The sequence below is a fragment of the Duganella qianjiadongensis genome (genome assembly GCF_009857915.1).
Taxonomy (GTDB): Bacteria; Pseudomonadota; Gammaproteobacteria; order Burkholderiales; family Burkholderiaceae_D; genus Rugamonas; species Rugamonas qianjiadongensis.
Genome location: NZ_WWCM01000001.1, coordinates 323,400 through 348,693, shown reverse-complemented (window position 1 = coordinate 348,693; position 25,294 = coordinate 323,400). Strand labels below are relative to the sequence as shown.

24 protein-coding genes, 3 tRNA genes and 3 pseudogenes are annotated in these 25,294 nt (G+C 59.4%); 14 read left to right on the top strand and 16 right to left on the bottom strand.

Annotation, left to right across the window (positions count from 1 at the left end; all coding sequences use genetic code 11):
* The first annotated feature begins 5 nt into the window (after positions 1-5).
* The 7 genes from GTP27_RS01620 (at position 6) to GTP27_RS01590 (ending at position 4,784) form a co-directional block, all read left to right on the top strand.
* On the top strand, positions 6-887 hold the full coding sequence (locus GTP27_RS01620) for a LysR family transcriptional regulator (RefSeq protein WP_161037436.1): 882 nt from the start codon (positions 6-8) through the stop codon (positions 885-887).
* 102 nt (positions 888-989) lie between these two features.
* Positions 990-1,367, top strand: a complete 378-nt coding sequence (locus GTP27_RS01615) for a LiaF transmembrane domain-containing protein (protein WP_161037435.1) — start codon at positions 990-992, stop codon at positions 1,365-1,367.
* A complete protein-coding gene (locus GTP27_RS01610) occupies positions 1,364-2,071 on the top strand; it encodes a LiaF transmembrane domain-containing protein (protein WP_202416471.1) in 708 nt (235 codons plus the stop codon). The genes GTP27_RS01615 and GTP27_RS01610 overlap by 4 nt, the downstream gene beginning before the upstream one ends.
* Positions 2,072-2,073: 2 nt before the next feature.
* A complete protein-coding gene (locus GTP27_RS01605; RefSeq protein ID WP_161037434.1) occupies positions 2,074-3,150 on the top strand; it encodes a sensor histidine kinase in 1,077 nt (358 codons plus the stop codon).
* A 6-nt stretch (positions 3,151-3,156) separates the two neighbouring features.
* Positions 3,157-3,900 carry a LytR/AlgR family response regulator transcription factor gene (locus GTP27_RS01600; protein WP_161037433.1) on the top strand — a complete coding sequence of 248 codons (744 nt, stop codon included), beginning with the start codon at positions 3,157-3,159 and terminating at the stop codon, positions 3,898-3,900.
* A 68-nt stretch (positions 3,901-3,968) separates the two neighbouring features.
* Positions 3,969-4,442, top strand: a complete 474-nt coding sequence (locus GTP27_RS01595) for a hypothetical protein (protein ID WP_161037432.1) — start codon at positions 3,969-3,971, stop codon at positions 4,440-4,442.
* Between the two features lie 108 nt (positions 4,443-4,550).
* The gene (locus tag GTP27_RS01590) at positions 4,551-4,784 is read left to right on the top strand and encodes a hypothetical protein (RefSeq protein ID WP_161037431.1); all 234 of its coding nucleotides are present in this window, start codon (positions 4,551-4,553) and stop codon (positions 4,782-4,784) included.
* Between the two features lie 16 nt (positions 4,785-4,800).
* Here GTP27_RS01590 and GTP27_RS01585 read toward each other — a convergent pair whose 3' ends face one another.
* The 7 genes from GTP27_RS01585 to GTP27_RS01555 form a co-directional block, all read right to left on the bottom strand.
* A complete protein-coding gene (locus tag GTP27_RS01585; protein ID WP_161037430.1) occupies positions 4,801-7,092 on the bottom strand; it encodes a helicase C-terminal domain-containing protein in 2,292 nt (763 codons plus the stop codon).
* Positions 7,080-8,720: a VRR-NUC domain-containing protein gene (locus GTP27_RS01580; RefSeq protein ID WP_161037429.1), complete on the bottom strand. Its 1,641-nt coding sequence runs from the start codon at positions 8,718-8,720 to the stop codon at positions 7,080-7,082. Before GTP27_RS01580 ends, GTP27_RS01585 begins: the two co-directional genes overlap by 13 nt.
* Before the next feature lie 158 nt (positions 8,721-8,878).
* Positions 8,879-9,457 (bottom strand): phasin family protein, encoded by a 579-nt coding sequence (locus GTP27_RS01575; RefSeq protein ID WP_161037428.1) that lies wholly within the window; start codon positions 9,455-9,457, stop codon positions 8,879-8,881.
* Between the two features lie 94 nt (positions 9,458-9,551).
* Positions 9,552-9,761, bottom strand: a complete 210-nt coding sequence (locus tag GTP27_RS01570) for a hypothetical protein (protein WP_161037427.1) — start codon at positions 9,759-9,761, stop codon at positions 9,552-9,554.
* 3 nt (positions 9,762-9,764) lie between these two features.
* Positions 9,765-10,919, bottom strand: a complete 1,155-nt coding sequence (locus tag GTP27_RS01565; RefSeq protein ID WP_371865874.1) for a GGDEF domain-containing protein — start codon at positions 10,917-10,919, stop codon at positions 9,765-9,767.
* Positions 10,920-11,016: 97 nt separating this feature from the next.
* Positions 11,017-13,107 (bottom strand): ATP-binding protein, encoded by a 2,091-nt coding sequence (locus GTP27_RS01560; protein WP_161037426.1) that lies wholly within the window; start codon positions 13,105-13,107, stop codon positions 11,017-11,019.
* Between the two features lie 68 nt (positions 13,108-13,175).
* Positions 13,176-13,595, bottom strand: a complete 420-nt coding sequence (locus GTP27_RS01555; protein ID WP_161037425.1) for a winged helix-turn-helix transcriptional regulator — start codon at positions 13,593-13,595, stop codon at positions 13,176-13,178.
* 161 nt (positions 13,596-13,756) lie between these two features.
* Between GTP27_RS01555 and GTP27_RS01550 the strand changes: the two genes are divergently transcribed.
* Entirely contained in the window at positions 13,757-14,608 is an 852-nt protein-coding gene (locus GTP27_RS01550) for an NAD(P)H-binding protein (protein ID WP_161037424.1), read from the top strand.
* A 119-nt stretch (positions 14,609-14,727) separates the two neighbouring features.
* Here GTP27_RS01550 and GTP27_RS01545 read toward each other — a convergent pair.
* Both GTP27_RS01545 and GTP27_RS01540 read right to left on the bottom strand, forming a co-directional pair.
* A tRNA-Leu gene (locus GTP27_RS01545) sits at positions 14,728-14,812 on the bottom strand.
* Positions 14,813-15,037: 225 nt separating this feature from the next.
* Positions 15,038-15,122: transfer RNA gene (locus GTP27_RS01540), tRNA-Leu, on the bottom strand.
* 778 nt (positions 15,123-15,900) lie between these two features.
* On the opposite strand from GTP27_RS01540, the gene GTP27_RS01535 reads away from it, so the two are divergent.
* Together GTP27_RS01535 and GTP27_RS01530 are read left to right on the top strand one after the other, a co-directional pair.
* A complete protein-coding gene (locus GTP27_RS01535; protein WP_161037423.1) occupies positions 15,901-16,401 on the top strand; it encodes a hypothetical protein in 501 nt (166 codons plus the stop codon).
* A 26-nt stretch (positions 16,402-16,427) separates the two neighbouring features.
* Entirely contained in the window at positions 16,428-16,880 is a 453-nt protein-coding gene (locus GTP27_RS01530) for a type III secretion system effector protein (protein WP_161037422.1), read from the top strand.
* Between the two features lie 19 nt (positions 16,881-16,899).
* Here the strand turns inward: GTP27_RS01530 and GTP27_RS01525 are convergent.
* The 7 genes and pseudogenes from GTP27_RS01525 to GTP27_RS01495 form a co-directional block, all read right to left on the bottom strand.
* Positions 16,900-17,226: pseudogene (locus GTP27_RS01525) on the bottom strand (helix-turn-helix domain-containing protein); the annotation flags it as partial.
* A gap of 108 nt (positions 17,227-17,334) precedes the next feature.
* Positions 17,335-17,589: pseudogene (locus GTP27_RS01520) on the bottom strand (transposase); the annotation flags it as partial.
* Positions 17,586-17,801: pseudogene (locus tag GTP27_RS01515) on the bottom strand (transposase); the annotation flags it as partial. The pseudogenes GTP27_RS01515 and GTP27_RS01520, both read right to left, overlap by 4 nt.
* Positions 17,802-17,987: 186 nt before the next feature.
* Positions 17,988-18,566, bottom strand: a complete 579-nt coding sequence (locus tag GTP27_RS01510) for a peroxiredoxin (protein ID WP_161037421.1) — start codon at positions 18,564-18,566, stop codon at positions 17,988-17,990.
* A gap of 80 nt (positions 18,567-18,646) precedes the next feature.
* Positions 18,647-19,021 (bottom strand): energy transducer TonB, encoded by a 375-nt coding sequence (locus GTP27_RS01505; RefSeq protein WP_161037420.1) that lies wholly within the window; start codon positions 19,019-19,021, stop codon positions 18,647-18,649.
* Between the two features lie 85 nt (positions 19,022-19,106).
* Entirely contained in the window at positions 19,107-19,733 is a 627-nt protein-coding gene (locus GTP27_RS01500) for a GNAT family N-acetyltransferase (protein ID WP_161037419.1), read from the bottom strand.
* A gap of 347 nt (positions 19,734-20,080) precedes the next feature.
* A tRNA-Leu gene (locus GTP27_RS01495) sits at positions 20,081-20,165 on the bottom strand.
* Positions 20,166-20,508: 343 nt separating this feature from the next.
* Here GTP27_RS01495 and rnr point away from each other — a divergent pair.
* The 4 genes from rnr (at position 20,509) to GTP27_RS01475 (ending at position 25,293) form a co-directional block, all read left to right on the top strand.
* Positions 20,509-22,974 (top strand): ribonuclease R, encoded by a 2,466-nt coding sequence (gene rnr, locus GTP27_RS01490; protein WP_161037418.1) that lies wholly within the window; start codon positions 20,509-20,511, stop codon positions 22,972-22,974.
* Between the two features lie 3 nt (positions 22,975-22,977).
* The gene (gene rlmB, locus GTP27_RS01485; RefSeq protein WP_161037417.1) at positions 22,978-23,721 is read left to right on the top strand and encodes a 23S rRNA (guanosine(2251)-2'-O)-methyltransferase RlmB; all 744 of its coding nucleotides are present in this window, start codon (positions 22,978-22,980) and stop codon (positions 23,719-23,721) included.
* Between the two features lie 143 nt (positions 23,722-23,864).
* Entirely contained in the window at positions 23,865-24,605 is a 741-nt protein-coding gene (gene cysE / locus GTP27_RS01480) for a serine O-acetyltransferase (RefSeq protein ID WP_161037416.1), read from the top strand.
* A 10-nt stretch (positions 24,606-24,615) separates the two neighbouring features.
* Complete coding sequence (locus tag GTP27_RS01475; RefSeq protein ID WP_161037415.1) at positions 24,616-25,293, top strand: YceH family protein; 678 nt, start codon at positions 24,616-24,618, stop codon at positions 25,291-25,293.
* Position 25,294: the final 1 nt, after the last annotated feature.

Below are 25,294 nucleotides of genomic sequence, written 5' to 3'. Positions count from 1 at the left end.
TGCACGTGGAAATCAATTCCGATGACCTGAAAACGTTTATCACCGTAATCGACAGCGGCACCCTGAGCGCCGCTTCCGTTCATCTGGGCCAGACCACTTCGGGCGTTAGCCGTGCTCTGTCGCGGCTGGAAGACAAGCTGGCCACCTCGCTACTGACCCGTACCACCCGCCGCATGGAACTGACGGAAGAGGGACATCTCTTTCTCGAGCAGGCGCGCGCCATACTGGGCGCCATGGAAGAGGCGGAACAATCGATCCGTATCCGCCAGCAGAAGCCGGCCGGACGGCTGTGCGTGGCGGCCGATTCGGCCTTCATGCTGCATTGCGTGGTGCCCTATCTGGCCGAATTCCGCCAGCGCTATCCCGACATCCGGCTGGAATTCAATGGCAACGAGCAACTGAGCGAGCTGGTAGAGCAGCGCACCGATATTGTCATCCGCGTCGGTCTGCCGGACGATCCGTCCCAGCACGCGCAGGTACTGGCCAGTTCGCCCCTGCAGGTGCTGGCCAGCCCCGACTATCTGCTCGAACACGGCACGCCGCAAGTGCCGCAAGACCTGGCCGGCCACACCCTGATCGGCGAAGGCCAGCTTGGCAGCGAGCAGCAATGGCCGCTGCGTCACGACGGCGCCAGCAGCCTGCCCATCGTGGCGGCGCTGACCGCTTCCAGCGACGAAATGCGGCGCCAGCTGGCGCTGCGCGGGCAGGGCATCGTCTGTCTGGCAGAATATCTGACGGCAGCCGATGTAGCGGCCGGGCGGCTGGTGCCGCTGCTGGCGGACGCCAATAATGGCCAGACCCGGCAGATCTGCGCGGTGTACTTCCGCAATACCCAGCTGGCCCAGCGCATCCAGTGCTTCCTCGGCTTCCTGCGCGAGAAACTGTAAGCTGCGTCATTCACCGGTTAAATTCCGTCACTGGCCGAATAGCTGTTTCGCCGCCAGTGGCGGCACGGTATCGTTCTAACCATACCGAACCGGGAGACTGCAATGACTATACAAACTGCTTACCGCTGGCGCAAACAGATGGTCTGGGGCATCGTGATGATCGCTGCTGGCGGCGCGCTGCTGCTGGACCAGATCGACCTGATCCAGCTCGACTTCAATCTGGCCCACCTGTGGCGCTACTGGCCATGGCTGCTGGTGATCAGCGGTGTCATCAAGATGATCCCGCCCACGACGGCCAAGCACTTTAGCAACGGCCTGTGGGAGATCTTTTTCGCCGGCTGGTGGTATGTTTCGTTCAACCGCATCTGGGGTGTGGGCTTTGGCGAGACCTGGCCAGCGCTGCTGATTGCATGGGGCCTGTGCCTGCTGCTGCGCCCACTGCTGGACAATATTCAAGCCTCGATCAAGGAGCAAGCATGAAAACCCCGCGCACCCGTAATCCCGCCTCGCAAATGGCGGTGGGACTGTTCGTCATCGTGATCGGGCTGATTTTCCTGCTCGATAATATCGGCCTGCTCGATCTGGATTTCACCCTGCATCTGTGGCCGACAGCGCTGATCTTCTTCGGCATACTGAAAATGCTGCAAACCCGTAGCGCCGGCGGCGCCATCGTCGGCGGTGGGCTGATACTGTTCGGCGGCATCATCTACCTGCACGATCTGGGCATCATACAACTGAGCTGGCGCGCTTTCTGGCCGCTGATGCTGATACTGGCCGGGCTGTCGGTGGTGTTCAAATCGGGCACAGGAAGGTCGCTGTTCGAAGATGGCCGCATCAGCCTTGATAAGGGCAGTGACGATGCGTTGCTGAATATCACCGCCATCATGGGTGGCTTCCAGCGCCGTGTTACCACGCCGGATTTCCGTGGTGGCGAAGTGACGGCCGTATTTGGCGGCTGCGAACTGGATCTGCGCCAGAGTTCTATCACCAGCGTGGCCGTGCTGAATGTGTTTGCCATGTTCGGCGGCATTACCATCAAGGTGCCGGCCGACTGGACGGTGGAGCTGGAAGGCACGCCCATCATGGGCGGCTTCGAAGAAAAGACCATCGCCCCTGCTACGCCGGAGAAGCGGCTGATCGTGCGCGGCTACGCCATCATGGGCGGTCTGGAAGTGCGTAACTGAGCATGCAGGGCTTGAACCTCAGCCGCCGCGGCAGCCAGATCTATCTGCTGGTCTGGCTGTTCCTCGGCATCGCCTTCGGCGCTGTGCTGGTGGCGGCCAAGGTGGCGCCGCTGGCCAATGCGCTGCTGTTCGCCATCCCCATGCATCTGCTGTATGCCTTTGTGGCCGGTTATTCGGCGCACTATCTGTGCCGCGCCTATCCGCTCAATGGCCAGCGCGCTGCCGCCATCGTGACGGTGTTGCTGATGGCGGCCATGGTGTCCGGTCTGCTCTGGCTGGGCGCGGGGCAGTTGTGGAATAGCGCCTGTCTGGCGCTGGGGCTGAGCTGGGCCGGAATCGTGCTGGGGCCGCAGCTGGCGGCGACGGTGGTGGGGCTGGGCGTGCTGCTGTATGGCTTTGCCGCCGCGCTGCATTATCTGGTGATCGAGTTTGTCCGTGCCAAACAGGCCGAGCAGCGCGAGCTGGAATCGCTGCTGATGGCGCAGGAAGCCGAACTGCGCATGCTGCGCACCCAGATCGATCCGCACTTCCTGTTCAATAGTCTGAATTCGATCAGCGCGCTGACCTCGCAGGACGCCAAAGCAGCGCGCCGCATGACGCTGGAGCTGGCCAGCTTCTTCCGCCAGAGTCTGGGCATGGAAGCACACAAGAAGGTCACGCTGGGCGAGGAACTCAAACTGATCCGCCATTTTCTGGCCATCGAGCAGGTGCGCTTTGGCGCACGGCTGCAGATACGCGAGCAGGTGGAGGATGCTGCCAGCGACTGTCTGGTGCCGCCCATGATCATCCAGCCGCTGGTGGAAAACGCCGTCAAGCACGGCATCTGCAATCTGCCCGAAGGCGGCGTGATCGTGCTGACGGCGCGGCGTTCCGGCTCGATGCTGCAGATACGGGTAGAAAATCCACTGGACCCCGATGCGGGCGCGATCCGGCGCGATGGGCATGGCATAGGCCTGAGCAATGTGCGCCAGCGCCTGGCAGGGGCCTACAAACACGAAGCAAGCATCCACTGGGGCCAGCAGGCGCTGTGCTTTGCGGTGGATATTACGATGCCTGCGCAGACAGGCGAGGGAGGGTAAGCAGCCATGCGTATCATTATTGTTGATGACGAAATGCTGGCGCGCGGGGTGGTGCGCGAATATCTGGCCGAGCATGCGGATGTGGAAGTGGTGGCCGAGTGCGCCAACGGTTTCGAAGCCCTCAAGGCGATCACCGAACTGGCGCCGGATCTGGTGTTCCTCGATATCCAGATGCCCAAACTCGATGGCTTCGAAGTGGCCGAACTGTCCGGCAACCGGACACGCTATATCTTTGCCACGGCGTTCGACCAGTATGCCATCAAGGCTTTCGAATTCCATGCGCTCGATTATCTGCTCAAGCCGTTCAGCCAGCAGCGCTTCGATCAGGCGCTGGCGCATGCGCGCGCCAGTCTGGCCGTTAGCGGCGGGGCCGGCGATGTGGCGGTGGCGAATATGGTCAAGGAGGCGGTGGCGCGCCAGCGCCCGCTGGGCCGCGTGCTGATCCGCGATGGCGCTAAAGTGCATGTGATCACCTGCGACAAGATCGAGGTGATCGAGGCGCAGGATGATTATGTGCAGATCCGCTCCGAAGGCCGCAACTATCTGAAGAACCAGCGCATGGCGGAGCTGGAAGAGCAGCTCGATAGCGAGCAGTTCATGCGCATCCATCGTTCGTGGATCGTGAATATCGCCTGCGTTGACCGGATCGAGCAGGCCACGCGCGACAGCTATGTGGCCGTGCTGCGCGACGGCAGCAAGGTGCCGGTGAGCCGTAGTGGTTACCAGAAGATACGCACAGTGCTGCAGTAATCCGTGCGTCTGAAGATGTGGTGGGAGATTTTATCGAGGGCCGCTGTGGGGCTCTGTCAGGAGAAGAAATGAATCAGTGGATCAGGCGTGGTCTGGGAATACTAGCGCTAGGTGGCGGTGCGATAGGCCTGAGCGGCGGGATGATGACGACCATGCAGGCCCCAGCTACGCTGGCCAGCGTGCTGATTATCTTTCCTGCCATGGCTTTCTTTTTATGGGGCATCTGGTGCGGCGTGCAGATGCTGGAAGCTGGTGCACAGGCGGTGCACTGCAACGCCATATTCTGGCTGGTGCAGGTGCCGATTATTCAAGGCTCGTCGTTCGGATATCTGGCGTTTTGCGGTGCGCAGATTCAGGTTTTTTTAAAGACTAATCCGGCCGAACTGGGTTTTTTCGCGTCGATGTTCGGCGCCCAGTTTGGCGTCTATCTGGGGCGGGCACTGGAGCGTTCCGCGTTCGGTATCAATTTGTTTGCCGTGGCTATGGTGTTTCTGCTGCTACGGAGCCTGCCGGTACAGGCTTCGTGCGTTAAATCAGACTGACGGTGCGTCTGTCGGTTGCTGACCATACCGCATCTGGCCAGTGCACAGCCAGTCTTGCAGCAGACGGTTTTATTTTTTTATGCAATTTATCTTAATCTGGGTTTTTCTATGTACTCCAAGCTTGAACGGAAATGGTGGTTTGCTGGTCCTGTGACGGCAGTGGCCGCGCTGCTGGCGAATCTGCTGACCGGTGCTGCCGGCCTTATGCAGCCATTTAACTCGGCCCAGTGGCTGCTGTATCTGCTGGCGTTTGTCGCTATCCAGCGCAGCCTGTCGTTTGCCGCGTGGCTGCTGGTACTCGGCGTTGCGCCCACGGTTGCGGCGCCTGAACGGAGCCGGTAAAACAGTCGGTAGCCGCTTACTCGACGTGCCACCAGGCGGGCAGCAGGGCGCGTAGTTCGGCGCGGCCGAAGCGGTCGTCGATCAGATATACGGTGCCGCGATCGGTCTGGGTGCGGATCACGCGGCCTGCCGCCTGCACGACTTTCTGCATGCCGGGATAGGTGTAGGTGTAGTCGTAGCCAGCGCCGAAGATGCTGTCCATGCGCTGGCGTATCTGCTCGTTGACGGGATTGACTTGCGGCAGACCCAGTGTGGCGACGAAGGCGCCGATCAGGCGCGCGCCGGGCAGGTCTACGCCTTCGCCGAAAGCACCACCCAGTACGGCGAAACCGATACCGCAGCTGTCGGGCGTGAAGCGGGCAAGGAAGTCGCTGCGCGCCGTTTCGTCCATGCGCCGTGTCTGCGACCACTGCGGGATGCCGGGGTAGCTTGCCGCCAGCGTCTGCGCAGCTTTCTCCATGTAGTCGAAGCTGCTGAAGAAGGCCAGATAGTTGCCGCGCTGCGCGGCGTATTGTTGCCCCATCAGTTCAGCGATAGGCTGGAGCGACTGCTGCCGGTGCTGGTAGCGTGTGGAGATGTGGCCTGCCACTTTGACGCTGAGCTGCTCGGCCACGAAGGGGGATTCCACATCCGCCCATGCGGTGCTGTCGGGCATGCCGAGCAGGTCGTGGAAGTAGTTCCATGGGCTGAGCGTGGCCGAAAACAGCGCGCTGCTGTGGCTAAGCGCGAAGCGCGGTGCCAGATACGGCGCCGGTACGATGTTGCGGATGCAGAGGATGCTGTCGCTCTGGCTGCTGTGGCGGCCGGGGCGCTTTTCGATGTCGAACAGTGCGTGTGCGCCAAAACTCTCGGCCAGACGGGTAAATTGCAGGGCGTTGAAATAGAACTCCTGCAGCAGCGGCTCGCTGTCGGCCGGGTGCTCGTTCTGGTAATCGCTGATCGCGCTGGCCGCAGTCTGCAAGGCGCCCAGCCATTTTTCCGGCAGGTCGGCATAGGACTGGTAGTGCTCATCCTGTTCCTTGACCAGCTGGTTCCACTGCCGGTGCACGCGGTCCAGCGGTTTCTTCAGCGCCTCGGGTGCAATCTTGCGCAGCAGGCGCAGACTGCTGTGGCTCATGTCGGCACTGTACATCTTGCGTGCGCGCGAGACCATGTTGTGTGCTTCGTCCACCAGCACGCTGACCTTCCAGTCGTTCATCACTGTCAGGCCATACAGTATGGCGCTCTGGTCGAAATAGTAGTTGTAGTCGCCCACGATGACGTCGCACCAGCGCGCCAGTTCGCTGCCCAGATAGTAGGGGCAGATTTCATGGGCAAGCGCGATCGTCTGCAAGCTCTGGCGGTCGAGCACGACATGCCGCTGTGCCGGCTGGCAGGCCTCAAGTGCGGCTAGCCGCGCCGCGGGCAGCCGGTCATAGAAGCCGCGTGCCAGCGGGCAAGACTCGCCGTGGCAGGCCAGTTCCGGATGCACGCAGGCGCTGTCGCGTGCGACCAGCTCCAGCGTGCGTAGTGGTAGCAGGGGAGCGCTATCGCGTATCACCTGCACGGCGTCGAGCGCCATCTGGCGCCCCGGCGTTTTGGCGGCAAGGAAGAACACCTTGTCGACCTGCTGTTGGGCGGCGGCCTTCAGCATGGGGAACAGGCTGCCGACCGATTTACCTATGCCGGTGGGGGCCTGTGCCAGCAGGCAGACGCCGCGTTTGCTAGCCGTGTACATGGCCGCTGCCAGTTCGCGCTGGCCGGGGCGGAAACCGGCGTAGGGGAAGGCCAGTTGCTGCAACTGCGCATCGCGCGCATTGCGGTGGGCGATTTCCTGTTCGGCCCATTGCAGAAACAGCTCGCACTGCTGCGCGAAGTAGGCTTGCAGCGTGGCCGCGCTGTGCACCTGCTGCAGCATGGTTTCCTTCTGGCTGCCCACATCGAAATACACCAGTGCCAGCGTGATCTCGGCCAGACCGAGCGCAGCGCATTGCAGGTGGCCGTACACCTTGGCCTGTGCCCAGTGCAGCTGGCGCTGGTTATCGGGCATGCGTTCCAGCTCGCCCCGATAGGTTTTGATTTCTTCCAGTCGCCGCGCTGCGGTATCGTAGCCATCGGCGCGGCCGCGCACATGCAGCGGGCCATAATCGCCTGCCAGCGCCAGTTCGCGCTGGTAGCTGGCACCGCGCCTGGCCGTCACGGTGGCGTGTCCCGCTATGCCTTCCTGTGCCGTGGGCGAGGGTGTGAAGCGCAGATCGAGATCGCCCGTCTTGGCGGTGAACTCGCACAGCGCACGAACGGCGATGGTGTACTGGTTCATTGCGCCCATTGCAGGTAGCACACGGCGATGGGCATGGCATGTTCGGCGCAGTATTCGATCCAGCGCAGCTGGTTATCCTGCAGCCGGTCGCCGGGGCCTTTCACCTCTATCATGGTGTAGCGCTGCTGCTCCGGCCAGAACTGGATCAGATCGGGGAAGCCGCTGCGGTTGGCCTTAATGTCGTCGAGGATGCGCTCGAAGGAGCGGCGCAGGTGCAGCGGCGGGATGCAATCGAGTGCCAGTTGCAGCAGGTCTGGCGCTAGCGTTTCCCAGTAGACGAAAGGCGACTGGATGCCTGCCTTGGCGGTGTAATTGGCAAGGATGGTAGCGCGGTAGCTGCCATCTTCCAGCTGGCCCAGCGCGGCGGCGAACTGGCTGCTGCGGCGGCGCTGGAAATCGGCGCTGTGCAGGTCGGCCGGGCCGCGGTGGTAGGGATGAAAAAATGCGCCCGGTATGGGGCTGAAGATGGCGTCCCAGCAGAGCAGGCCGAACAGCGAGTTGATCAGTGCATTCTCGACGTAGAACACCGGCGCCTGTTCTTCCTGCAGATGGTCGCGCACCACCAGTTCGACATAGCTTGCTTCGGCGGGTGGCGGCAGCTGCAGGTCGATGCGCCGGGGCTGGGCCTGCACCACAGGCGCCGGCTTGGGCTGCCCCATGGCGCGCGCCAGCCGTGGCGCCATGCGCAGCAGCTGCTGCCGTTCGGCGGCGCTTTCCGGCGCCTGCAGGGCCTGTTGCAGTAGGGCATAGGCCGGCTCGCTGCGGCCATCTTTTTCCAGCACGCGGATGGCCCGCGCCCGCGCCCCCGGATACTGGCTGCCTGCGTACAGCTGGTAGGCGGCAGACCAGTCCTGCTGCTTTTCCAGGTGCTGGGCAATCTGGAATAGGAATTTGTGGTGGCGGCTGCGCAGCCATTCATTGTCTTCGGCGCAGGGCGGCAGATCGGCGATGACGCTGGTGTAGTCCTCGCCATCGTTAAAGCGTTCGTAGCAGCAGTGCAGGGCAAGAAAATCGTCGATATCGCGGCGGTTGCGGAAGCCCCGGGCGGCCGGTGAGAAATCCACTTTTTCATACTGGTAGATGCCCAGATCGGATAGTACGAACTCGGTCCAGTCCTGATAGAAATTGCCGAAGAAGATAAGGCGCAAACGGTCGCACAGCGGCCGGATCAGGTTGCGGTAGCAATGGTCGCTGCTGCCGGCGCACCAGCTGGAATAAGGGTGAGCGCTGTCGTATTGCTGCTGCAGTGCGGCTAGCTGGTCGGCCTTGCGCAGCTGGCGCAGTGCTGGCGAGAGCTGGAAGACCTGGCTGATTTCAGGCTTCTGCAATAGCTCGAACAGTTCTTCCAGCGTGAGTTGCGGATCGGCAGCGATGAAGCCCAGCCGAGCCAGCGGCAGGGCCGCTTCGTGGGTGTTGCCGATTTCTGCATAAACCAGTTTGCTTGCGCGGAACAGCGTGCCTTTGCGCATTACCATGCGTACCAGCAGGGCGCGCGCGGGCTGGGGCAGGCGCTGATAGTCAGCCAGAAAGGCGCGCTCGTCGGGCGCCAGCAGATCGTCGTAGCGCTCGCCTATCCAGCGCAGCACCAGTTCGAAGTTGTCGAGGTAATACAGGGGATTGTCGAGCACGCGGTTCATGACAGATGGCAAAAGCGATAACTGTTTTTATATACAGTGTAGCGCGTTCGGCCGCAGGCGGCAAACCGGCAGGCAGGTACCGACCGGGCAAGCGTGCAAAATGCTATAAAAGAAACGGGGCACGACCAGGTGCCCCGTAGTTCGGCCCGGGTGGGGACTTATTTGGCGGTTTTGCGGCTGCGCGCAGGCTTGGCAGTTTTCGGGGTGTTCTGCTCGACCATTGCGCTGGCTTTGGCGATCTGCTCTTCAACCGAGGCGACGGCCTGCTTGGTGGCTTTGGTGACCTGTTCGTAGCCGGTAAAGGCGTTGTCGATGGCAGTTTTGACGATCTGCACAGCATTTTCCGAACCGGGGCGGACGTTTTTGGTGACATCGTAGATCAGCGCGCTCAGGGTGCTCTTGGCTTCCGTCATGTGGGCGTCGGCAGCGCGGCTGAATTCTTCGCGGATTTCGGCAATGATGGCGCCCAGCTGTTCGTTGTAGGCAGCTGCACCGGCCACGCCGGGCTGGACTTTGGCAGCGGCCAGCGACATGGCGGCTTGGGGATCGCTGCTCTGGCTGAGTTCTTTGCCGGTGGCCAGCTGTTCCTCCAGTTGCGCTCTGGCGGTGGCCAGATTGAGCGCGACAACCTGCTCTACGCCCTGTACGGCTTTGCTGGTGAGGGTGTTGAAGGTTTCCAGCTGGAATTCAAACAAGGCTTTGGTGGCGTTGGCAAATTGCTCTGGGTTGGTGAACATACAGTCTCCTCGGGTAGTTGGGATGCAGTGTGACGAGTTCTTTGCGGCTTGTTTCTTTGCTACGGATTGTTTGCTACCGAATACGGGCAAATCATTATTTAGCAAGCAGTGGCTTTTCGCAATGGCTATCTTTGAAGGGGCCGGAATCCTGTACCCAGCCGGGGCCCAGCGGCGTCTGCGAGCAGGCTAGCTGGCCGTCGATTTTGCTGCGCCACAGATACCACGGGGCAGGGCCGGCCTGCAGGCTGGCAGCCGTTAGCAGCATGGCCAGCGCGAGCGCTGGCAAAGGTTTGATATGGCGCATGTCTTATCCTAGCTGGCGGCAGCAAACACGGTCGCGGCCGCTGTTTTTGGCAGCGTACAGCATATCGTCGGCCGCGGTAATCATATTCATGTGGGCACTGGTGCTACGGCGCGAAAAATCGATGCTGGCAACGCCAAAACTGGCGGTGGCGCTGATCTGCTGGTCGCCGTAGGCTATGGGCTGGGCACTCAGGGCCAGCCTGAGCCGCTCCGCCAGCAGTTCGCCGCCGGCCAGATCCGTCTCCGGCAGGATCAGCAGAAATTCCTCGCCGCCGTAGCGCACGACGCTATCGACGCCGTCGCGCGTGAGGGCGTGCATCAGGCAGGCGAAGTGTTGCAATACTGCATCACCGCCATGGTGGCCGTAGCGGTCATTGACCAGTTTGAAGTGGTCCAGATCGCACATGATCACCGTCAGGCTCAGCTGATAGCGCTGGGCGCGGGTAATTTCTGTTTCCAGCAGTTGCTGGTGCAGGTAGCGGCGGTTATAACAGCCCGTCAGCGGGTCGCGGATGGACAGGTTCTTGAGGACAGTCTGGGCCGTATATTCGTGCCGCAGCAGTAGCTGGTAGCGCTGCGCGGCGACATAGCCGAACAGGTTGGTCAGCGTCAGCATGGTGGCGATGGTGCCTAGCTCGACGGGGCGCAGCTTGCCCATGCCGGCGGCCAGCAGGATGAAACCTAGCGTGCTGAGCGCAGCCAGCGATGCCGAGTACAGTAGCCGGTTAGGAACATAGATGTAGAACACGATAATGATGATGGCCATCGAGATCGCATGCAGGGCGTACTCCTGTGAACGCAGCGCGGTAATCAGCAGGAAGCCGCAGCCGGCAGCCAGTTCGGCCATGCTGGCGACGAGGCGGGCGGTGGCGATGGAATCGGGCCTGCGCCGCAGCATCAGGATGCCGCCCATGGCGATGAGTGCCACCGCCAGCCGGACACCAGCCAGCAGGGCAGTCTGGCTGGAATAGCCGAGCCAGATAAAATCGGTGATATTGAAGCCCAGATAGACCAGCGAGCAGATCACCAGTGTGACACGCAACTGGCCTTTGGTGGTGGCCAGATGGTGGCGCAGAAAAGCCAGTTCGTCGACGCTGGACTGGAATTCGCAGCGCCATGCCGCCATGGCGGGACGGGGTTTCGAGTCGGGTAAGGACACAGCTTCTGGTTCTCCGGGTGAGTTGCACGAAGGACTAACTCCCTGGACCAATTATACGACTGCAACTTCCTTGCTGATAGGAATAAGTCGGCACCCTCTAATTCGGCGCGACCTGCGGCAGGTAGATGGTGAAGCGCGTGCCTTGCGGGCTGCTCTGCACGTCGATGCGGCCACCCAGCAGGCCGGTAATGATGTTGTGGGTGCGATACAGACCCAGCCCCGAGCTACCCGCGCCTAGCTGGGTGGTGAAGAAGGGATCGTAGATGCGCGACAGGCTGGCCTCCGGAATGCCGACGCCATTGTCTTCGATGGTGAGGACGACTTCGTCGTTGCTGCCGCGTGCAGCGCCAAAGCGGATCAGGCCATGGCTGCGTCCTTTGAAGGCGTGCACGACGCAATTGTCGATCAGGTTTTCCAGCGCCTGCCCCAGCGGACCCGGATATCCATCGAGCACCAGTCCGGACTCGACATTTTCCTGCAGCTCGATGCCATGCTGTTTGAGATTGCATTCGATCACAGGGCGCATGTGGTTGAGTACATCCACCAGCAGGTAGCGTTCGCGCTGGGCATTGTCGCTATCGACGGCAATCCGCTTGAAACTGGCCACCAGCTGGGCGGCGCGGTTGAGGTTGCGCAGCACCACGGCATCGGCATCGCTGGCCTGCTGCAGATAGGTGTCGAGCGTAGAACGGCGTAGGCCATTGACCAGTTCGGCACGCAGCAGCGCCGTGCGCTCGCTCATGCTGCTGGCCATGATCAGGCAGTTGCCGATGGGCGTGTTCAGTTCATGGGCTACGCCGGCCACCAGCGCGCCCAGCGCAGCCAGCTTGTCGCGCCGCACCAGTTCTTCCTGTGTCATGCTGAGGTTTTCCAGCGCCACGGTCAGTTCTTCATTGGCGTGTTCGGCTTCCTCCTTGGCCTGCTGTAACTGCGCTGTGCGTTCCTGCACCAGCACTTCCAGATGTTCGCGGTGGCGCTGCAGTTCCGCCTCGCGCCGCGTGCTGTTGACGGCGATGCGGGCGATCTGGGTGGCAGCAGCAATCAGGCGCTGATCGGCTTCGGTAGGGCTGCGCGGTTCGCGGTAATACATGGCGAAACTGCCTAGCACGGTGGTGGGGCTGGCCATGATGGGCGTGGCCCAGCAGGCGCGCAGGCCGAAGCGGGCCGGAATTTCCTTGTAGGGCGCCCACAGGGGATCGGTCATGATGTCGCTGACGATCACGTTCTGCTTGCGGAAGATGGCCGTGCCGCAGGAACCTACAGCGGGACCGGCGGCCAGTCCGTCAATGCTGGCCATGTAGTCGGCGGGCATGCTGGGTGCCGACATGGCATGCATGGTGACGCCGTCGTCGCCCACCAGCATGATGGTGCACAGCACTGGCGGGGCTTGCGATTCGATCAGCAGCATCAGCCGGTCCAGCGTGGTGTTCAGGGGCACGCCGCTGGCGATCATTTCCAGCAGTTGACTCTTGCCTTCGCGTAGTTCATCTGCCAGGCGGACCGAACTCATATCGGCGATGCGCACATGCAGCAGCGCATGGCCAGCCACCGTCACTGGCACCATGGCGACATCGCAGACCAGCAGCTGGTTCTGGAAGCCCAGCATGGTCAGCCTGCAGTGCTGCTGGCCGCTGCGCAGATGCTGTTCCGTGCTCATCCCATCGGGCTGGCTGGCCGGACAGAGGGCAGAGAAACGGGTTTGCAGCAGTTCCGCTTCCGTCATGCCGAACAGGCGGCGCGCGTGCTGGTTACTGTCGATGATGGCCAGATCGGCAGCATGCAGCAGCAGCACGGGATCCGGCGAGTGCGCCAGCATGTGGTGGTAATTAATTTGCAGCGTATTTTTGTCGGGCAGACCGGGGCGGGCAACTGGCCCCTGGAGTATGCGCAGATGCAGCAGAATTTTTTCGGCCAGCTGGTCCGGCGCCAGCTGCAGATCCCAGTGCACCACCTGCAGTATGCCGGACTGCTGCCACGGCTGGATCAGGGCTGGCTCTAGTGCGCTGTCGATCAGCAGCAGGGCGGTATGTTCGGCTGCGCCCTGTATGGCTGCGATATCGCTAGCGGCACGGCTGTCCGCCCACAGGCCATGCCGTACCAGCATGGTGTTGAGGGGCGCCACCGCATACACGGGATCGCTGACGATCAGTATGCGGCGATGCTCGCTAGTGGGAAGAAGCGCGGCCATGATAGTAAGTAAAGTTTAACTACCGGAAGTTTACGACTTATCCAGTGTCACAGGATGGGACATGCCGGTCAAGCTGCCTGTTGTTCTGCCGCCTCTTGCGCGGCACGAATCAGAGGGAAATTATCCTCTATCCAGTCTACCAGCACTTCCAGCCGGATGGCAGCTTCGCGTCCCAGTGGCGTCAGACTGTACTCTACATGGGGCGGTACCACTTGCTGGGCAATACGCAGCACCAGACCGTCGTAGGCCAGCGCATCGAGTGTCTGGGCCAGCATTTTCTCGCTCACACCGCCTATGGCCCGGCGCAGCTGGCTGAAGCGGTGAGTGCCGTCGAGCAGCACCACCAGCACCAGTACGCCCCAGCGGCTGGTGATATGGCCGAGTACAGCGCGGGAAGGGCACTCGGCCGCCAGCAACTGGGCAGGTTGCTGGTCGTTGAGGCGGGCGATGGCTTTGCGCAGGGAGCGGCTGCTGCCGGAGTTGTTCATGGTGTTCTCGATAAAGTTGATAGGAGCGAGAGCCGGGCTTAGCCCATTCACTCCACTGGCACTAACCAAAATGTACGTACTTACAATTCGTAAGTATAGCATTTATGATGGATGCATTCGCGCGGAATGTTCCCCGTGAACTCATACAAAGGAAAAACATCATGATTATCGTTACAGCCGCAAGTGGCCAGCTGGGCCGTCTGGTGATACAGCAATTGCTCAAGCGTGTGCCGGCGGCACAGATCGTCGCCGCGGTGCGCGATGTAAGCAAGGTGGCCGATCTGGCGGCGCAGGGCGTGCAGGTGCGTCAGGCCGACTACACCGATCCTGCCTCGCTGGATCGCGCGCTGGCCGGTGCCAGCAAGGTATTGCTGATTTCATCGAATGATCTGGGCCAGCGCGTGGCGCAGCACCGCAATGTGATCGATGCGGCAGCCCGGGGCAGAGTCGGGCTGCTGGCCTATACCAGCGTGCTGCATGCCGACACCTCTTCGCTGGGACTGGCGGCCGAACACCGCGCAACCGAAGCGGCCATCCTGGCATCGGGCCTGCCATACACGCTGCTGCGCAATGGCTGGTACGTGGAGAACTACACGGGCAGTCTGGGTGCAGCGCTTGCGCACGGTGCGCTGGCCGGTGCTGCAGGCGGGGGCCGGATTGCCGCCGCTGCCCGCGCCGATTACGCCGAAGCTGCTGCCATCGTGCTCGCTAGCGAAAGCACACCGCAGGCCATCTACGAGCTGGCGGGCGACCAGTCGTTCTCGCTGGCCGAGCTGGCTGCCGAAGTTTCCCGCCAGAGCGGCAAGCAGATTCCGTATGCAAATATGCCGCAACAGGCATATCTGGATCTGTTGCTGAATGTGGGCCTGCCGCCGGCGCTGGCCGAACTGGTGGCCGATTCGGATGCGCAGGCTGCGCATGGCGCGCTGGATGACAAGGGTGGGGTGCTGGGCCGCCTGCTGGGCCGTCCGACCATAACTCTGACGCAGGCCGTGCAGGCTGCGCTGGGCTAACACCGGAGCAGGGCTGGCGCTGTTCGACAGGGTGGCGCCGGAATGCAAAAAGCCTTCTTCAGTCATAACGCGCTCAAGATCGCGCTATGCACTGAAGAAGGCTTTTCTGCGGAATTCTGTGGTGCCCACGGAGGGACTCGAACCCCCACACCTCGCGGCACATGGACCTGAACCATGCGCGTCTACCAATTCCGCCACGTGGGCACTGTACTGCTACTTGCTACTTTCTGCTGCGTGTTCTGCATCAGAGGCCTGCATATTAAAGAAGACTTCCGACCCCGTCAAGGGTAATTCCATGCTTTTGTGAAATTATTTCAGATTTCGCTATGCGGCTTCGTACCCAACCCCATGTGCATGGTAGGGCATAGGCTTGAAATGAAAAAAGCCTTCATTCGCTTGCGCTCATGAAGGCTTTTCTGCGGAATTCTGTGGTGCCCACGGAGGGACTCGAACCCCCACACCTCGCGGCACATGGACCTGAACCATGCGCGTCTACCAATTCCGCCACGTGGGCACTGTACTGCTACTTTCTACTTTCTGCTGCGTGTTCTGCAACAGAGGCCTGCATATTAAAGAAGGGAAGAGGCGTCGTCAAGGGTAGATCGCTGCTTTTGTGAAATTATTTCATTTCCGTTGAATTGATCGTCGCAGGGGAATGTTCAGCTAGGTGCGGCGCGTGGAATGTTGGTGCCTGGCGTAGCGAGGATGCGTCTGGGTGTTTAGGTGCGGGCTTAATATGGCAAGGTTGAAGAGCGTGGGGCCTAGGCAGTTCGTATCAGGCCAGCGGCTGTTTTCGCTCCAAAACAGACATTCGGGCATATCAGTTTCAGTCGAAGATACTGGCAATCCGCTCCCCCTCGATTGATGTCCGGGTATGCTCTTGAGATATGGAAAACGTGTTCGAGTTTCTGTTAAACAGTTCTATAGGGCATAACATTTTGCGTGTCGGCGCACCCCATGCGGTCAATACCATTCTTCGGACGCGCTCTACCATTGCGACGCCCACCAAGATGTGAAAGTGTATGAGTTTTCCCTTGTGGCAAACTGCTATCTTGCGCTTTCGAAAGTATTCCACCAATGGGCGGGGTGGCCGATCGAAAGCGCGTTATGCCAACGCTATAACGGAAGCGATCAAAGCCCTTAGGGACAGAAACTCACGAATAACATCGAAGTCCAGCTATATATTTGGATCTCCTACGGCAACTTTACATTCAGCTACGGAATGATTGCCTCACCTCCTTCATTGCAATATCATATAATTAAAATTCCATATTTTATAATCAATGCTAATTATGAAAAAAATCATTACTTTAATGCTCGCCGCGTTTTCCTTTGCTCCATGGTGTAGTGCCACGGAGCAGGAACGGACGGGCGCTTCAGATGCGCCAGTTGCGGTAGAGGTTTTCTTTATCCCAAACGGCCTTTCTTTTGGTGTTCATATCAATGAAGCGATATTGCAGCAGATAGGCTGCACTTACATCATTGAAGACCTAGCGACTTCGTCGACATTATTAAAGTTAATATCGGATGCACGCGATTATCCACAAAGTTCAGTGGATATGAAAGAGAAATTCGAAACGCGAAATAAATTGGTATTTCATTTTCAAAACAGAAAAGATGTCTCAGTAACATTTAGCCAGAAATACTCAAACCAAACATATATTGACGCAAATTGGAATTCAGAACCAATCCACTTGAACGGCAACGTTATTGAGAAAATTCGGTCTCTTTTAAAAGAGAAACGAATAGAGCAAATTAACAAAAATGCATCAAAAAATTGTTCAGCAATTTAAATAAATTTAAAGAATCTTGAGAAAAAATGCCAATAACAGGAATATTTAATAACATATCAAATGCTAGCGGTGCTGATCTGAAAAAATTGGAGAGCGCGTTAAACTATGCGAGTCAAAATGCACAGGGGCTAGAGTTAATTCACAGTCGTGGTGTACAGCATGCTGATCTGGTAATTAACCATAACGGGATCAACCAAGCCGAACAAGAAGACAATGGGCACGTCACGATTAGCTGGGATCCAGATACTGCTATTGAAGTTCTCGATGCAAACGGCAATATTGTTAATTATGAATCTCTGGCGTCGAATTTACTCCATGAAATGGCGCATGCCGCGGACCCATATCATGCTCTCAACGTAAATATCAAGGATGCTGAATTCGATAACCTAGCGGAAAAAATTGCTATTGCGAGAACTAATTCTATCGTGGTTCCCTTGGGCGAGGATGCTCGTATTATGTTCGTTTGCTTGCCGAATTGACCCGCTCAGTTTGACCCGCCCGCCACACCCTCGCAAACGCTGCGACCCTGTCGTAAGACCCTTCAAAACCCAGCTGCTTTAGGTCCTCGTGGATCTGCTTTAACGTACGTCGTTGCTTGCGAGACTTTGCTGCTTCGTCCTTTAGCATCCCCGATAGTTGGAACGCATACTTGTCGATCGCACTCGGCGTTCGCCGATCTGCATAGGAAGGCTCAGTCATCTCCGCGCGCAGGTAGCGTCGGACGGTGTTGCGGGAGATGCCCAATCGCCTGGCGATTTCTCTCAAGGGGATCTGGTCACGAATGTGCCAGCGTCTAATAATTCCAAGTAGTGCCACGTCGATCACTCCAATCCCCTACTCATCATCATAAGTAGGATTGTGGTCTAAACGTGGGTCAGATTCTGATGCAAATTACGGGGTAAGGTGGGGATGCGGACCTTTTCTTGGACTGGTTTACGTCGTTAACCCCAAGCTTTCACGATACTCGATCGGGCTCAGATAGCCAAGAGAGCTCTTGATGCGCTTTTCGTTGTACCAGCGAATGTATTTATCGAGTACCGCCACGAACTGTTCGATCGTCGTCGACCGCCAGTCCACTGGATAGAACATCTCCGTCTTCAGCCTACCAAAGAAACCTTCGCAAGCTGCATTGTCGGGCGAGCATGCCTTGCGCGACATTGATCGCGTCAGCTTCGCATCAGCTAGCCGTAGATGTAAAGCTTTAGCAGCACTGCTGGATGGTACGCCGGCCGCCCCGTCTTTGCCGGCTGAACACGTGCGAACCCGAGGCTGCTCAGGTCGAGCTCATCGACAAAAACATCGACTACACGGACCGGATTATCGGCGCCCACATAATCGTCCAGATGCTCAGGGAGAAGCGTGCCTTGTTCACGATTCTCGCCTTCGATAAAGCGCTTCATTTGACACCCGTGGTCATGAGATACTGGTTCAACGTTTACAGGGCAGGTTTCGTTTACACGGTTTTACATTTTTACACGGTCTGGGCCGGCAGCAGACTGACACTCGGATTGGTAGCCGTCGTTCTTCAAGCAAGAGCGCTGCAAGATCAGTGTCGGCTCCTTGCGCAGAAGTAGCCAGCAAGTAGCTTATCTACTGCCCCCGTCACGCTGCGCGCGCAACCAGGCCAATACATGCTCCGCATCGCGGTCCGGCGGGAACACCGGGTAGAACACTTTGACGACGACGCCATCGCAGGCAATCATGGTCAGGCGTTTCAACAGCCGCAAGCCACTGGCCTCGAACTTCGGCAATTGCAGCGAATCCGCCAACAAGAATTGCGCATCAGATAGCAAAACAAAAGGCAGGTGTAGCCGTTCTGCCGCCTCCCGCTGGTAATCTGTATCCTGGCTGGACAGCCCAAACAGATGCTGCGCTCCCGCTTGCTGCAATTCGCTGAAATGATCGCGAAAAGCGCAGGACTGCGGCGTACATCCACGCGCGCCGGGTATCATGTCCCAGCCATCGAGAAGCGGCTGGTCCGGTCGTCCCGTGCGCGGATAGACATACAGGACCGTCACGCCGGTCAGCGATGACAGGTCGATCAAACTTCCATCGCTGGCGCGCAGGCCGATAGCTGGCAGCGCCATGCCGGTCAAGTGTCCGGCTGCACCGTCGTCGCTGGGGGTAGGAATCTTGGTCCAATCCACGTCTAGCTGATTTCTCATGTGCCCTTTCATACCGTTAAAAACGCGCTCACCTCAGTCTGCAAGTGGCCGACTTCTGTCAGGGAATCCTGTGCCTCGCATTATTGAAGCGCGGGTGTCCATTTGTAACTCAGCATTACCCAAGAAATTCGCGTGTGACCATCCTGTGACGCGGGGTGGAATACACAGTTTGCCCATGCATCAAGCGTAGCTTTATCCAGAAGTTTATCCCCGCTAGATTTCGTAAGTTTCGCTTGCTGAACCTTGCCTTCCTCATCCACCAGGAAGGCAAACTTTACCGTCCGAGGTTTTGTGTTCTGCGCTGCGTTTTCAGGGCGAATTGGTGCGCATGCTTCAGTTTCTGCATAGCCCTGAATAAAGACCGTCGCAGCTTTTTGTTCCTTCGCCTGAGCTAAAACGAATGGCGAAAGGAGGGCAAAGAAGGGGAGAAAAACTACGCGTATCTGTCTCATCATCGTATCCTTTTATTAAGTAAAACTGCATAAAGTTTTCCCTTGAATATGAGGCACAACAATAAAAAACTTTGCGATGCAAAAGCAATCACAGCATTGCCGTGGACCACGGCGCCAGCACACGCCAGCCCAGATGCTCATAAAGTGGCCGGCCGGCTTGCGTTGCTACCAGAAGCCGCTCCGTCACGCCAGCTTTTTCGGCAATAGCTTCCAGGGTCAGCATCACGGCACGGCCCAAGCCGAGACGACGATGGGTCTGCTCAGTCACAACTTGATCAAACACAGCGCAGCGCCCATGTAGCGCAATGCGTCCTGAGGCCGCCAGGCCCTCGCTGACGTGAATAACGCGTGCAATATAGCCACCATATTCGGCATCGAGCGAGATACGATAGTCCGGAGGCAATGCCAACTTAGCAGTTACGCTCTCCGGGCCATACATGAGAAAGGCCCCGTTGTCGATATTCCAATGTCCCGGCAGCGCAGCGCGCATTTGCTCCGGCGAGACCGCCGCCTTCAGCAGGACCAGAGGAACATGGGTTTGCGCTGCGCACGCTTGCAGTGCCGCTCCCGCGTTGAGGAAGATATGGCGACGCAACTCAGTGGCATCGCCAACCTCGACGCACAGTCCGCCGGCGTGACGAAGGGGCAGCGACAAGCCCCGGGCAAGGCTACGACCGGTGAGCCAGCGATCAATCAGAGCAAGATTCAGTGACATAACATCTTCGATAGAAGTGCCGTTGGACAAACCTGCGCAGGTTCAATTTATTCCAGCACATCATTTCCTAGTGTCGCCTTTTAGCCGAACTCGGCCAGTCTAGACAGAATAGCATTCTTGCCTGCTTGAAAATGCGCGAATCTTCACGCTGGCGGATGCTGGGCGAGGTCAGGTGGGTTTGACTAGTTGGTAATATAGAAGGCTAACGGGATTCCAGTGCAGAAGTGCGCCTGGGGACAGGTGATGGAAATAGGGCGGCGCCTCGGCACTGCATGGGCGCGGGCGATGCGGAAATGAAAAAAGCCTTCAATCGCTTGCGCTCATGAAGGCTTTTCTGCGGAATTCTGTGGTGCCCACGGAGGGACTCGAACCCCCACACCTCGCGGCACATGGACCTGAACCATGCGCGTCTACCAATTCCGCCACGTGGGCACTGATACTGCTTAACAACTCTGCTATTATAACGACGGGGAGAGTATCGCGCCAGATGAACTTTCGTTCCTTACTGCACATCAACCCTGTCTAGCAGTTCCTGCTTGAACGCTGTTTTTCAACGTTGTCGCTGCAAGAGACCAAGATTATAGAGGAAATTTTTCGCTTGTCAAAGGCTCGCGCAAAAAATCTTTTGGTACCTCCGGCCGGAGCCGGGGGCAAATTAGTCTTTCAGGGCGTTTCCAAGTACACTACGGCTGTCGTCGCAGCATATATATGCAGCAGATGATTTTGCCAGGCCGGATTCCCTCTGAATACTGTCAATATAACCATAGAAATACTTTTGAATCAAACTACCCACACCATTCCTAGCCGGGAGGATATCCTCGGCATTTTCCGCAGCGCACAAGGCCCGCTCGATCTGCGCGCCGTTGCCAAGGCGCTCAAAGTCGCCACCGACGCGCAGTCCGTGCTGTCACGCCGCCTGAATGCCATGCAGCGCGATGGCCAGCTCGATCTCGATGAGAAGGGCCGCTTTGCGCTGGTCACGGAAACGGGTTTTATCGCCGGCCGTGTCAGCAGCCACAAGGATGGCTTCGGCTTTGTCATTCCCGACGAGCCCGGCGAGGACCTGTTCCTGCCCGATAAGGAAATGCAGAAAGTGCTGCACGGCGACCGTGTGCTGGCCCGCGTGGTCGGCACGGATCGCCGTGGCCGCAAGGAAGGCACCATCGTCGAGGTGGTGCAGCGCGCCAATACCCACATCATCGGTCGCCTGCTCAACGAGAACGGCATATGGAAAGTCGCGCCGGAAGACCAGCGCATCGCCCATGACGTGCTAGTGGAAGGTGCTGTCGGCAAGGCCAAGGCCGGGCAGGTGGTCAGCGTGGAGCTGACCGAACAGCCGATGCGCTTCAAGCAGCCAGTGGGCAGGATCGTTGAAGTACTGGGTTCGCTCGATGATCCCGGCATGGAAATCGAAATCGCCGTGCGCAAGTTCGGCGTGCCGCACATTTTCTCCGACGCCGCGCTCAAGCAAGCCAACAAGCTGCCCGACGTGGTGAAGGAATCCGACTGGGGCGAGCGCGTCGATCTGCGCGATGTGCCGCTGGTGACCATCGATGGCGAAGATGCGCGCGACTTCGACGATGCCGTGTACTGCGAACCGATCAAAGTCGGCCGCAGCAAGGCCTACCGTCTGATCGTGGCGATTGCCGACGTGAGCCACTACGTCAAACCGAACGATGCGCTCGATGCCGACGCACTGCAGCGCAGTACCTCGGTGTATTTCCCGCGCCGCGTGATCCCTATGCTGCCGGAAAAACTGTCCAACGGTCTGTGCTCGCTGAACCCTGCAGTCGACCGGCTGACGCTGGTGTGCGATGCCGTGGTAACGGCCAAAGGCGAGATCAAGGCTTACCAGTTCTATCCGGCCGTGATCCACTCGGCGGCCCGTCTGACCTACACGGAAGTGGCGGAAATCCTCGGCAACACCAAAGGACCGGAAGCAGCGCGCCGTCCGCAGATCGTGCCGCACCTGCTCAACCTGTACGAGGTGTACCACGCGCTGCTGAAAGCCCGCACGGAGCGCGGCGCGATCGATTTCGAGACCACCGAGACCTACATCGTCTGCAACCCGTCCGGCAAGATCGAGAAGATCATTCCCCGTACCCGCAACGATGCGCACAAGCTGATCGAAGAGTGCATGCTGACGGCGAACGTCTGCGCGGCCGATCTGCTGATCCGCCACAAGCATCCGGGTACTTACCGTATCCACGCCAGCCCGACGGTGGAGAAGCTCAAGCAGGTCCGCACCTTCCTCAAGCAGGTAGGCCTGAACCTGAACGGCGGCGACAAGCCGACAGCAGGCGATTACGCGGAGCTGATGCGTCAGGTGAAAGAGCGTCCCGATGCGTCGCTGCTGCAGACCATGCTGCTGCGCTCCATGCAGCAGGCGGTGTACAGCCCCGATAACATCGGCCACTTCGGTCTGGCGTATGAAGCCTATGCGCACTTCACCAGCCCGATCCGCCGTTATCCGGACTTGCTGACCCACCGCGCCATCAAGGCTATTTTGCAGGGCAAGAAGTACGAGCCGAAAGTGGCCGATACCAGTGTGCTCAACACCAGCGTGTCGAATGCCACCCGCAAGCAGCAGGCCAAGGACAAGGCCGAAGGCAAGGAAAAGAAAGCCGGCGACCTGACGGTGTGGGATGCGCTGGGCGTGCACTGCTCGGCCAACGAACGCCGCGCCGACGAAGCCTCGCGCGATGTGGAAGCATGGCTCAAGTGCTACTTCATGCAGGACAAGCTGGGTGAGGAATACACGGGCCTGATTACCGGCGTGACCAGCTTCGGCATCTTCGTCCAGCTCGATCAGCTGTTCGTCGAAGGCATGGTGCACGTGACCGACCTGGGCGCCGATTTCTTCCAGTACGACGATGCGCGCCACGAATTGCGCGGCGAGCGTACCGGCAAGACCTTCCAGCTGACCGACCGCGTGCAGGTGCAGGTGGTGCGGGTGGATCTGGAGAGCCGCAAGATCGATCTGCGCCTAGCCGGTCTCGATGCGCCAGCGGAAAAGCCGGTAGCGCCGTCCAAGGCCGACAAGACCAATATCCGTCCCGGCCCTGGTGTGCCTGCTGCACGTCCCGGTCCGAAGATCGTGCTCAAGGCGGCCAGCAAGGCTGCGGCGAAACCGGCCGCCAAGAGCAAGGCCAAGAGTGGCCATAAAACACATGCCGGAGCGAGTGCTGCGGCAGCACCCCGGGCAGCCAAAGCTGCCTCAAAAAGTAAGAAGAAGCGATAAACAATGAAGAATAAAATGATTTTTGGTTTCCACGCTGTGACCTCGCGTTTGCGTCACGAGGCATCGTCCGTGGAAGAGATTTTTATCGATGCGGGCCGTACCGACCGCCGCATGCAGGATCTGGTGGCCAATGCCAAGGCTGCCGGCGTGCGTGTGATGCCGGTGGACTCCTCGCGCCTCGATAAGATCGTCGGCACCCGCCGCCACCAGGGCGTGATCGCGTTTGCCTCGCAGCTGTCGCTGGCGCGTAACCTCGACGAGCTGCTCGATGCCATCGATGGCCCGCCGCTGCTGCTGGTGCTGGACGGGATCACCGATCCGCACAATCTGGGCGCCTGCCTGCGCGTGGCCGACGGTGTGGGTGCACACGCAGTGATCGTGCCTAAGGACCGCGCGGTGGGCCTGAACGCCACCGCTGCCAAAGTGGCCAGCGGCGCTGCCGAAACCGTGCCTTACATTACCGTGACCAATCTGGCCCGTACCCTGCGCGAACTGAAAGAGCGGGGCATCTGGCTGATCGGTACGTCCGACGATGGCGACAAAGGCCTGTACGAAGCCGACTTCACCGGCCCGTGCGCGCTGGTAATGGGTTCGGAAGGCGAGGGCATGCGCCGCCTGACCCGCGAAACCTGCGATGTGCTGGTGAATATCCCGATGTTCGGTTCGGTCGAAAGTCTCAACGTGTCCGTTGCCTCCGGCGTCTGTCTGTACGAAGCGCGCCGTCAGCGTATGGCACAGGAAGCTTAAACTTCCCGTTCTGTCTGCGGCGGCGCTCCCGTGGGGCGGCCGCCGTGCCTCCCCGCTGCGTCCTCCCCGCTTTTCAGCCTGTCCAGCAACCTTGCACTGAATACGCTACCATCGTCGCTTCAGTGGTTTTTCCGGTTTTTCCTATGTTCCATCGTTTGCGCCAAGACATTAACAGCATCATCGAACGCGATCCCGCTGCCCGTAACGGCTGGGAGGTGCTGACCTGTTATCCGGGCCTGCATGCCATCGTCATGCACCGCTGGGCCTACTGGTGCTGGCACCACGGCATGAAGTGGCTGGGCCGTTTCATTTCGTATATCGCCCGCATTATCACCGGCATTGAAATCCACCCCGGTGCGCAGATCGGTCAGCGCGTGTTCATCGACCACGGTTTCGGCGTGGTGATCGGTGAGACTGCCATCGTCGGCGACGACTGCACCATCTATCAGGGCGTAACGCTGGGCGGCACCTCGCTGCATACGGGCGCCAAACGCCATCCGACGCTGGAGCGCGGCGTGATCGTGGGCGCCGGTGCGCAGGTGCTGGGCGCTTTTACGGTGGGCGAATATGCCAAAGTGGGCTCGAACGCGGTGCTGCTCAAGCCGGTGCCTGCCGGTGCCACTGCGGTAGGCAATCCGGCCCATATCGTGCAGAAGGAAGGCTATCTGAGTTCCACGGCCCAGCTGTTCAGCGCATACGGCGTTACGCCGAACGGCGACGATCCGCTCAGCAAGGCGCTGCATGGCCTGATCAATCACGCGGTGACGCAGGAGCAGCAGATCGAGCGCATACTGGCGACGCTGAAGGCCGGGGGCTTGCACTGTCAGGGGCTGGCCGAATGTGATAAATTGAATTCTGATCAACTCAACAAGCTGGTGGAATAAGGGAGTAGGGATGGAACTGTCGCCTGACGGGGTAGAACTGCTGGACCCCTACGAAATCCGTGTGCTGGCCGTGCTGGCCGAAAAAGAAGCGCTCACGCCGGATAACTATCCGCTGTCGCTCAATGCGCTGGTGAATGGCTGTAACCAGCTGTCCAGCCGTGATCCGGTAATGTCGCTGTCGGAAGACATGGTGGCGGAAGTGCTGCAGCGGCTGATGCAGGCCAAGTACGTCAACGGCATTACCCAGGCCGGTGCACGCGTGACCAAATACGAGCACCGCATGCGCATCAAATGGTCGCTGGAGCAGGACAAGCTGGCTGTGCTGGCCATGCTGATGCTGCGCGGTTTGCAGACAGCGGGCGAGATCCGCAACCGCAGCGGGCGTCTGCATGAATTCAAGAGCGTGGCCGATGTTGAGCAGGCGCTGCAATTCCTGATCGATAAATACCCGCCGCTGGTAGCGCGCTTGCCGCTGGCGCCCGGGACCAAGGAACCGCGCTATGGGCATCTGCTGAGCGGCGAAGCAGCGCTGGCGCGGGAAGAAACGGCGGCCAGCCTCGGTGGCTCGGTCAGCACGGGCGGGCAGGGCAGCCGCGTGGCGGCGCTGGAGCAGGAAGTGGCGCAGCTACGCCAGCAGTTCGAGGAACTGAGTGCGCAGTTTGCCGAGTTCCGCCGCCAGTTCGAATAAT

Bases quoted from the DNA above. Each gene is read 5' to 3' on its own strand.
- GTP27_RS01615 (WP_161037435.1), top strand. From the start codon at position 990: ATGACTATACAAACTGCTTACCGCTGGCGCAAACAGATGGTCTGGGGC.
- GTP27_RS01610 (WP_202416471.1), top strand. From the start codon at position 1,364: ATGAAAACCCCGCGCACCCGTAATCCCGCCTCGCAAATGGCGGTGGGA.
- GTP27_RS01605 (WP_161037434.1), top strand. From the start codon at position 2,074: ATGCAGGGCTTGAACCTCAGCCGCCGCGGCAGCCAGATCTATCTGCTG.
- GTP27_RS01600 (WP_161037433.1), top strand. From the start codon at position 3,157: ATGCGTATCATTATTGTTGATGACGAAATGCTGGCGCGCGGGGTGGTG.
- GTP27_RS01595 (WP_161037432.1), top strand. From the start codon at position 3,969: ATGAATCAGTGGATCAGGCGTGGTCTGGGAATACTAGCGCTAGGTGGC.
- GTP27_RS01590 (WP_161037431.1), top strand. From the start codon at position 4,551: ATGTACTCCAAGCTTGAACGGAAATGGTGGTTTGCTGGTCCTGTGACG.
- GTP27_RS01585 (WP_161037430.1), bottom strand. From the start codon at position 7,092: ATGGGCGCAATGAACCAGTACACCATCGCCGTTCGTGCGCTGTGCGAG.
- GTP27_RS01580 (WP_161037429.1), bottom strand. From the start codon at position 8,720: ATGAACCGCGTGCTCGACAATCCCCTGTATTACCTCGACAACTTCGAA.
- GTP27_RS01575 (WP_161037428.1), bottom strand. From the start codon at position 9,457: ATGTTCACCAACCCAGAGCAATTTGCCAACGCCACCAAAGCCTTGTTT.
- GTP27_RS01570 (WP_161037427.1), bottom strand. From the start codon at position 9,761: ATGCGCCATATCAAACCTTTGCCAGCGCTCGCGCTGGCCATGCTGCTA.
- GTP27_RS01560 (WP_161037426.1), bottom strand. From the start codon at position 13,107: ATGGCCGCGCTTCTTCCCACTAGCGAGCATCGCCGCATACTGATCGTC.
- GTP27_RS01555 (WP_161037425.1), bottom strand. From the start codon at position 13,595: ATGAACAACTCCGGCAGCAGCCGCTCCCTGCGCAAAGCCATCGCCCGC.
- GTP27_RS01550 (WP_161037424.1), top strand. From the start codon at position 13,757: ATGATTATCGTTACAGCCGCAAGTGGCCAGCTGGGCCGTCTGGTGATA.
- GTP27_RS01535 (WP_161037423.1), top strand. From the start codon at position 15,901: ATGAAAAAAATCATTACTTTAATGCTCGCCGCGTTTTCCTTTGCTCCA.
- GTP27_RS01530 (WP_161037422.1), top strand. From the start codon at position 16,428: ATGCCAATAACAGGAATATTTAATAACATATCAAATGCTAGCGGTGCT.
- GTP27_RS01510 (WP_161037421.1), bottom strand. From the start codon at position 18,566: ATGAGAAATCAGCTAGACGTGGATTGGACCAAGATTCCTACCCCCAGC.
- GTP27_RS01505 (WP_161037420.1), bottom strand. From the start codon at position 19,021: ATGATGAGACAGATACGCGTAGTTTTTCTCCCCTTCTTTGCCCTCCTT.
- GTP27_RS01500 (WP_161037419.1), bottom strand. From the start codon at position 19,733: ATGTCACTGAATCTTGCTCTGATTGATCGCTGGCTCACCGGTCGTAGC.
- rlmB (WP_161037417.1), top strand. From the start codon at position 22,978: ATGAAGAATAAAATGATTTTTGGTTTCCACGCTGTGACCTCGCGTTTG.
- cysE (WP_161037416.1), top strand. From the start codon at position 23,865: ATGTTCCATCGTTTGCGCCAAGACATTAACAGCATCATCGAACGCGAT.
- GTP27_RS01475 (WP_161037415.1), top strand. From the start codon at position 24,616: ATGGAACTGTCGCCTGACGGGGTAGAACTGCTGGACCCCTACGAAATC.